The sequence below is a fragment of the Trebonia sp. genome, from assembly GCF_049794275.1.
Classification (GTDB): domain Bacteria; phylum Actinomycetota; class Actinomycetes; order Streptosporangiales; family Streptosporangiaceae; genus Trebonia.
Window position 1 is genome coordinate 1 of the sequence record NZ_JBARCR010000959.1, and the last position, 7,613, is coordinate 7,613.

Here is a 7,613-nt window from a genome sequence, read left to right on the forward strand (position 1 = left end):
CGCAGGGGAGATTCCCAGCGGCGTTCCGAAGGACTGGCCGCTGGAATCTGCCCCGGAGTCCCCGACCGCCCCGGCTCACTGCGCGATGTCCAGCCGCAGCGCCGCCGCGCCGCGCAGGTACACGTGCTGGATCTCCGACCGCGGCCGGTCGGTGTCCACGTGTGCCATCAGCCTGACCACGCGGGGCATGGCCCCCGGCACCGGGATCTCGGTCGCGCACATCAGCGGGACCGCGTGGAAGCCGGTCTTGCGCGCCGCCAGCGCCGGGAACTCGGCGGTCAGGTCCGGGGTGACGGTAAACAAGCAGCTGATCACGTCGTCCGTGGTCAGGTCGTTGCGGTTCATGACCGCGGTCACTAGTTCCGCGGTGCCCTCGAGGATGGCGTCGCGGTCAGTCGCGTCCAGCTGAATCGCGCCTCGGATCGCCCGGACAGTCACCGTGCTCAACTCCTTTCCCTGGCCCGCAAGGCTACCGGCTGGTGCCTACAGGCCGACGGCGGCGTACAGCTCGCCGATTTCCTTCGTGGTGAGGTCGCGGGTCTTGCCGGGCCGCAGGCCGCCGAGCTTGACCGGCCCCACCGTGGTGCGGACGAGGCGGGTGACCGGGTGCCCGACCTCGGCGAGCATCCGGCGGACGATGTGCTTACGGCCCTCGTGCAGGGTGATCTCCACGAGGGCGCGCGAGCCGGCCTGCTCAAGCACCCGGAACCGGTCGGCGACCGCCACCCCGTCCTCGAGCTCGACGCCGGTGGCCAGCCGCCGTCCCAGGTCCCTGGGGACCGGGCCGGGCACGTCCGCCAGGTAGGTCTTGGCGACCTCGTAGCTCGGGTGCGCGAGCCGGTGCGCCAGCTCACCGTCGTTGGTGAGCAGCATCAGGCCCTCAGTGTCGTAGTCGAGCCTGCCCACGTGGAACAGCCGCTCGGCACGGTCGCCGAGGAAGTCGGTGATCGTCTTGCGGCCACGGTCATCGGACATCGCGGTGAGCACCTTCGGCGGCTTGTTGAACGCCAGGTACACGATGTCCTGCCGGGACGGGATCCGCTTGCCGTCGACGCGGATGATCTGGTGTTCGGGGTCCACCCGGGCGCCGAACCTGCGGACGGTCTGCCCGTCCACCTCGACGCGGCCGGCCCCGATCATCTCCTCGCAGTGGCGGCGGCTGCCCACGCCCGCCGCGGCGAGCACCTTCTGCAGCCGGACCCCGCCGGGGACGTCGGTGAGGTCGTCCCGCTCACCGCCGAGATCGCCCCAGTCGTCGTCCTCGTCGTCGTCGTAATCGGGTTCTGCTCCCTCGGCCGACCGGCCAGGACCGACCCCCCGGTTATGCCCGCGTGTGCTCATTGTCCTCAATGTCCTCGATGTCCTCCGGCAGGAACGGCGCCAGGTCGGGCAGCTCGTCCAGGCTCGCCATGCCCAGCCGCTCAAGGAAGTAGCCGGTGGTGCGGTACAGGATCGCACCGGTTTCCGGGTCGGTTCCCGAGTCCTCCGCCAGGCCGCGCAGCACCAGCGTCCTGATCACGCCGTCGCAGTTCACCCCCCGCACCGCGGATACCCGCGCCCGGCTGACGGGCTGCCGGTAGGCGATCACGGCAAGGGTCTCGAGCGCGGCCTGGGTGAGCCGTACTTCCTGTCCGTCCCTGACGAACCGCTCCACCAGTGGCGCGCAGTCCTCCCGAGTATAAAACCGCCAGCCGCCGGCGATCTCCCGTAGATCGAAGCCACGGCCGTCGGCCGTGTATTCCGCCGCCAGGGCCCGCAGCCCGGCCGTGACCTCGCCGCGCGGCCGCTCGAGCACCTGGGCGAGCAGCACCTCGGGCACCGGCTCGTCGGCGACGAGCAGGATCGCCTCGAGCGAGGCCCGCAGGCCGGGCCCGTCGTCGGAAGCGGGCTCGGCAAGCTCGTCAGGCTCCGTGGGCTCTCCGGGTTCGCTGGTGAAGTCGCTGGTCATGTGTAGTCTTCTTCTTCGCTTTCTGTCGGTGCGGGGGCGCCGCTCCCGTCCGGCGGGGCCGGCGTCATCTCGCGGTCGCCGCCGGTCCAGGTGACGTACAGCTCGCCGAGCGGTGTCACCTGGTCGAACGCCACCATCTCCTCGCGGTAGAGCTCGAGCAGCGCGAGGAACGACGCCACGAGCTCGTAGTTCCCCCCGGCGCCCGTGGTCAGCTGCCGGAAGCTCGCCCGGCCCACGCCGCGCAGCCGGCCGGCGATCAGCGCCGCCTGCTCCCTGATCGAGACGAACGGCGGGTGGATATGCCCGGTCGGCACCACCGGCGCCGCCTTCGGGGCGAGCGCCTGCGCGGCGAGCATCGCGAACTCCTGTGGCCCGATGGTGAACAGCACTTCGGGCAGCAGCTCGGCGAACCGCGGCTCGAGCGGGACGCGCCGCGGGAAGCGCTTCGCCGCCGTCGCCATCCGGCCGGCGAACACGGCCGCGGCCTCCTTGTACGCGCGGTACTGCAGCAGCCGGGCGAACAGCAGGTCCCTGGCCTCGAGCAGCGCCAGGTCCTCCTCGTCCTCCACCTCGCCGGACGGCAGCAGCCGCGCCGCCTTGAGGTCGAGCAGGGTGGCGGCCACGACAAGGAAGTAACTCACCTGGTCCAGGTCCCAGCCGCCCGAGCGCTGCCTGATGTAGGCGATGAACTCGTCGGTCACCTGGGACAGCGCCACCTCGGTGATGTCCAGCTTGTGCTTGGAGATCAGCGCGAGTAGCAGGTCGAACGGCCCTTCGAAGACATCGAGGTGCACTTCGAAGGCGCCCACGCCGCCAGCACCGGGGGCCGGCTCACCACTCACCGTGCCGCCCGCAATCGTCACCACGCTAATGACGGTAGCGGACTCGCGGCATCGGCGCTCGGCTCGTCACCCTCCGTCCCATTCGGGTGGGGGACGCCGGTCAGGTTGCCGCCGCCCAGGCCGCCGTGGACGCGGCGGGCCACGAGGCTCTCTTTCCCGCGCGCGTCGAGGTCGGCGAGCAGGATGGCGATGGCCTCGCGGACCAGCCGACCGCGGTCGGCGACGAAGCCGAACCGGCGCAGCGCCAGGCGGGCATGTTCCAGATCGAGCAGTTCAGCGGCGGAAAGGTAAACGGTGATCTTCTGATCGTGCTTTTCCCTGCCGGTCGCCTGCCGTTCATCTGAGCCGACTGGATCGGGGGCGACGGAGCGCAGCAGTTCTGCTACCCCGGGAATGCTTACCCGGCGTGACCGCCCCCTGTCTGCCGCCACCGTTCAAGTACCTCCTTGGCAAGTTCACGATAGGAACTAGCCCCCATCGACGAGGTATCGAAGCTCGTGATGGGCTCACCTGCAACGGTAGCGTCCGGGAAGCGCACTGTCCGGTTGATCACCGTATGAAAGACCTTGTCGCCGAAGCCATTTACGATGCTCCCGAGCACTTCCCGGGTGTGCAAAGTACGCGAATCGTACATTGTGCCCAGAAGTCCGTCGATCTGCAGCCGCGGGTTGAGCCGCTGCTGCACCTTGTCGATCGTCTCCATCAACAGCGCGACGCCGCGCATCGCGAAGTACTCGCATTCGAGCGGAATGAGCACGCTGTCAGCGCAGGCGAGCGCGTTAATCGTCAGCAGGCCGAGCGACGGCTGGCAGTCGATCATGATGAAGTCGTACTCCGGCACGACGTCCTTGAGCGCCCCGCCGAGCACGAACTCCCTGCCGACCTCGTGCACCAGCTGCACTTCGGCGCCGGACAGGTCGATGTTGCTCGGCAGCAGGTCCATGCCCGCGACGGTGGTGCGGAACAGCACGTCCTGCGCCTTGACGTCGCGCTGCATCAGCAGGTTGTAGACCGTGCTGTCGATGTCGTGCGGCTGGATCCCGAGCCCGACCGACAGCGCGCCCTGCGGGTCGAAGTCCACGAGCAGCACCCGACGCCCCTGCTCGGCGAGCGCCGCCCCCAGGTTGATGGTCGTCGTGGTCTTGCCGACGCCGCCCTTCTGGTTGCAGACTGCGACGATGCGCGCCGGGCCGTGCTCGGCCAGCGGCTTAGGCTCAGGGAAGGCGGGCAGCGGCCGTCCAGTCGGTCCGATGTCACCCGGCAGAAGTTCGATTACGCGAGATGCGGCCACCAGTAAGATCCTCCCGCGGCTCGGGGTCGCGAACTGTTCGGGACTTTAGGCTGCTAGCGGATCAGGAGCAAGCCAACGCGCCGTTAGCGGCGAATATTTAGCAGTTACCGGCTAGCCGAATGCCCTCGGGTGGGCCGCGGCGTACACCTCTCGCAGCTTGTCAACCGTCACCAGAGTGTAGACCTGCGTGGTGGTCACGGAGGCGTGTCCGAGCAATTCCTGCACCACCCGGATATCCGCGCCCCCGTCCAGCAGGTGGGTCGCGAACGAGTGCCGCAGGGTATGTGGTGACACGTCCTTTTTTCCGGAACGTGCGCTTGCTTCGCGCAGGATTCCCCACGCTCCCTGCCGGGTGAGCCGCCCGCCGCGGGCGTTGAGGAACACCGCCGGACTGGCCTTCCGCGTTGCGGCGGCGGCCAGTACGGGCCGCCCCCGCACCAGATAGGCGTCCAGCGCCGTGACCGCGTAGCTCCCCACCGGAACGTACCGCTGCTTTCCCCCTTTCCCGGTGAGCAGCACAACCGGATCATCAGCGAGATCCAGGTCATCGACGTCCAGCCCGGTCGCCTCAGAAATCCGGGCCCCTGTCCCGTAGAGAAACTCGAGCAGCGCGCGGTCCCGCAGCACGCGCGCGTCGGGATCCTCGGTGGACCCGGCCGCCTCAAGCAGTCGCTCCACCTCATCGACGCTGATCGCCTTGGGCAGCCGTTTCGCCTGGGCAGGCGGCGCCACCTCCCGCGCCGGATCGTCGCCGGCGAGCCCCTGCTTGACGGCGAAGCCATGCAGCCCGCGTACGGCAACAACGGCGCGCCCCACCGAACTGGCGGCAAGCGGTTGATGCTCCTCGTCGCCGACGTGCAGCGCGGCGCGAAACTCCGCGACGTCTACGGTGGTCACGTCGGCGAGCTCCCTCTTCCCGCGCGCGCCAAGCACCTCGGCGTACCTGCGCAGATCCCGCTCATACGACTCGACGGTATTGGCCGCCAACCCGCGCTCGACCACCAGGTACTGCAGGTACTGCCGCACCGCGTCGCCAACACCAACCACGCCGCCGATACTACTCGCGGCTCCGCCGCATCTTGCTGTTATCAGCGTGCGGTCAAATTTGTGGCGGAGTCAGCGGGAAGGTGGATGCGCCGTCGGGGGGCGGAGAACAGCCGGGCGCGGCGCGCGGGGGCGTGGAGCGGCACGGGGCAGCCGAGCCCGGGCGTAGCCGCGCGGGGAGCAGACGCGGGCGGAGCGGGCGGTGAACGGGCCCCAGGGATAATGCGCTTATGACGTTCCTGACAGGGCGGGGTGAGGGGCCGAGCTTTCCGTACGCGGGTCAGCCGATGCACGTGCTCGCCGGCGACAGCGAGCAGCCCGCCGGGTTCGCCGCCGCGGAGATCGCGATCCCAGCCGGGTTCCCCGGACCGGTGCCGCACGCGCACGACGCGTTCGACGAGGCGATCTACGTGCTCGAGGGGCGGCTGCTGGTCTGGGGGGACGGGGAACCGGCCGAAGCCGCGCCCGGGTCCATGCTCACCGCGCCGCGCGGGCACCGGCACGGTTTCAGCAATCCTTACGACTCCCCCGCGCTGGTCCTGGGCATCTGGGCGCCTTCAGGGCCCGCGCTGGCGTTCATGCGGGAGGTGGGCGCCGTCCTCCGGCCGGGCACGCCGCCGGACCCGGCGGTCATGCGCGACGTGTACGCCAGGCACGCCAGCCGGCTGCTGCCCTAGCCGAGTACGTCGGCGACCTGGGTGTACGGGAGGTCGTGCGCCTCGGCGACCGGCAGGCAAGTGACGGCGCCCTCGTAGGTGTTCAGGCCCAGGCCTAGCGCCGCGTCGGCGCGCAGGGCGTCACGCCAGCCGCGGTTGGCGATCTCCACCGCGTACGGCAGCGTCACGTTGGTGAGCGCGTACGTCGAGGTATGCGGCACCGCGCCCGGCATGTTGGCGACGCAGTAGAACACCGAGCCGGCTACCCGGTACGTGGGTTCGGCGTGCGTGGTCGGGTGGGAGTCCTCGAAGCAGCCGCCCTGGTCGATCGAGATGTCCACGAGCACGGAACCTTGCTTCATCCGGGTCACCAGCTCGTGGCTGACCAGCCTGGGGGCCTTCGCGCCTGGCACGAGGACCGCGCCGATCACCAGGTCCGCGTCGATCACCGCGCGTTCGACCTCGTAGGAGTTGGACGTCACGGTCTGCAAGTGGCCCTGGTAGATCGCGTCCGCGGAGCGCAGCCTGGCCACGTTCCTGTCGAGCAGCAGCACCTCGGCCTGCATGCCGAGCGCGATCGCCGCCGCGTTCATGCCGGAGACGCCAGCGCCCAGCACCACGACCTTCGCCGCGTACACGCCGGATACGCCGCCCATCAGCACGCCGCGGCCGCCGCCATCGCGCTGCAGGTGGTGCGCGCCGACCTGCGGCGCCATTCGGCCGGCGACCTCGGACATCGGGGCGAGCAGCGGCAGCGACCCGTCGCGGAGCTGCACGGTCTCGTACGCGATCGCCGTGACGCCATGGGACAGCAGCGCGTCCGTGCACTCCCGGGACGCGGCCAGGTGCAGGTACGTGAACAGCACCTGTCCCTGCCGCATCCGGTGGTACTCCTCAGGCACCGGCTCCTTGACCTTCAGCACCAGGTCCGCCGTGCCCCACACGTCGTCGGCGGTCTTCAGGACCTTGGCGCCCGCGGCGGTGAACTCCTCGTCCGGCAGCGACGAGCCCGCGCCCGCGCCGGTCTCGACGAAGACCTCATGGCCCTCGCGGGCCAGTTCGTGCACGCCCGCCGGGGTGATCGCCACCCGGTACTCATGGTTCTTGACTTCCCGCGGCACGCCGATCCTCATCTGCGCCTCGATTCGCGACGCGCCCCGGCGGCGCGCGCCTACGTATCGGTCGCGGTCGCGGGGCGAAGTCCAGAAAACTCTTCTGAACTGGCAGCGTACCCAGCCAGGACGCCGGCGATAGCTGGCCCGTTGTGCAGTTTCCCGGACAGCGCGAGCCGTACCGCCGCTGCCAGCGGAACCCAGTCGGCGACGATGTACTTTTCTTCCTGCTCCCGCTCGTAGCCGTTGTCCGCGCCCTGCTCGACGCCGCGAGCGAGGAAAATCCTGATCCGCTCGGTGCTGTACCCCGGCGAGCTGAAGTAGTCGAGCAGCGTGTGCCACTGCGACGCGCGGTAGCCGGTCTCCTCGAGCAGCTCGCGCTGCGCGGTCTGCAGCGGCGACTCCCCGTCGGTGTCCCGCAGGCCCGCGGGTATCTCCCACAGCAGGCGGCCCACCGAGTGCCGGTACTGCCTGATCATCAGCACCCGCTGCGCGTCGTCCAGCGCCAGGATGGCAACGGCGCCAGGATGAGTCACCACCGTACGTTCCGCATATTGATTATCCGGCAGCCGGACCTTATCCGACCGCACCGTGATCAGCCAGTTCTTCAGCAGCGGCTGCGACGCGACCACCGGCCAGCTCTCCGCGGCGTCCTCGATCATGCCGTCGCCACCGCGCGCGCGCCGGCCTCGCCGGCCCGCGACCTGGCGAGCGCGGCGG

10 protein-coding genes are annotated in these 7,613 nt (G+C 69.9%); 1 reads left to right on the top strand and 9 read right to left on the bottom strand.

Annotation, left to right across the window (positions count from 1 at the left end):
- Positions 1-75: 75 nt before the first annotated feature.
- From aroH to WA805_RS24560, 7 genes are all read right to left on the bottom strand, one after another.
- Entirely contained in the window at positions 76-438 is a 363-nt protein-coding gene (gene aroH / locus WA805_RS24530) for a chorismate mutase (RefSeq protein ID WP_422282341.1), read from the bottom strand.
- 45 nt (positions 439-483) lie between these two features.
- Positions 484-1,341: a pseudouridine synthase gene (locus tag WA805_RS24535; protein ID WP_422282333.1), complete on the bottom strand. Its 858-nt coding sequence runs from the start codon at positions 1,339-1,341 to the stop codon at positions 484-486.
- The gene (gene scpB, locus WA805_RS24540) at positions 1,322-1,948 is read right to left on the bottom strand and encodes an SMC-Scp complex subunit ScpB (protein WP_424559119.1); all 627 of its coding nucleotides are present in this window, start codon (positions 1,946-1,948) and stop codon (positions 1,322-1,324) included. Before scpB ends, WA805_RS24535 begins: the two co-directional genes overlap by 20 nt.
- Entirely contained in the window at positions 1,945-2,805 is an 861-nt protein-coding gene (locus WA805_RS24545) for a segregation and condensation protein A (RefSeq protein WP_422282343.1), read from the bottom strand. The genes scpB and WA805_RS24545 overlap by 4 nt, the downstream gene beginning before the upstream one ends.
- A gap of 2 nt (positions 2,806-2,807) precedes the next feature.
- Positions 2,808-3,221 (bottom strand): hypothetical protein, encoded by a 414-nt coding sequence (locus WA805_RS24550; RefSeq protein ID WP_422284445.1) that lies wholly within the window; start codon positions 3,219-3,221, stop codon positions 2,808-2,810.
- Entirely contained in the window at positions 3,188-4,063 is an 876-nt protein-coding gene (locus WA805_RS24555) for a ParA family protein (protein WP_422282345.1), read from the bottom strand. The genes WA805_RS24550 and WA805_RS24555 overlap by 34 nt, the downstream gene beginning before the upstream one ends.
- A gap of 129 nt (positions 4,064-4,192) precedes the next feature.
- On the bottom strand, positions 4,193-5,128 hold the full coding sequence (locus tag WA805_RS24560) for a site-specific tyrosine recombinase XerD (RefSeq protein ID WP_422282339.1): 936 nt from the start codon (positions 5,126-5,128) through the stop codon (positions 4,193-4,195).
- Between the two features lie 227 nt (positions 5,129-5,355).
- Here WA805_RS24560 and WA805_RS24565 point away from each other — a divergent pair, with 227 nt between their 5' ends.
- A complete protein-coding gene (locus tag WA805_RS24565; protein WP_422275285.1) occupies positions 5,356-5,802 on the top strand; it encodes a cupin domain-containing protein in 447 nt (148 codons plus the stop codon).
- Here WA805_RS24565 and ald read toward each other — a convergent pair.
- Together ald and WA805_RS24575 are read right to left on the bottom strand one after the other, a co-directional pair.
- Entirely contained in the window at positions 5,799-6,914 is a 1,116-nt protein-coding gene (gene ald, locus WA805_RS24570; RefSeq protein WP_422275283.1) for an alanine dehydrogenase, read from the bottom strand. The genes WA805_RS24565 and ald overlap by 4 nt on opposite strands.
- 38 nt (positions 6,915-6,952) lie before the next feature.
- Positions 6,953-7,555, bottom strand: coding sequence for an NUDIX domain-containing protein (locus tag WA805_RS24575; protein WP_422339882.1), 603 nt, complete (start codon positions 7,553-7,555; stop codon positions 6,953-6,955).
- Positions 7,556-7,613 lie beyond the last annotated feature (58 nt).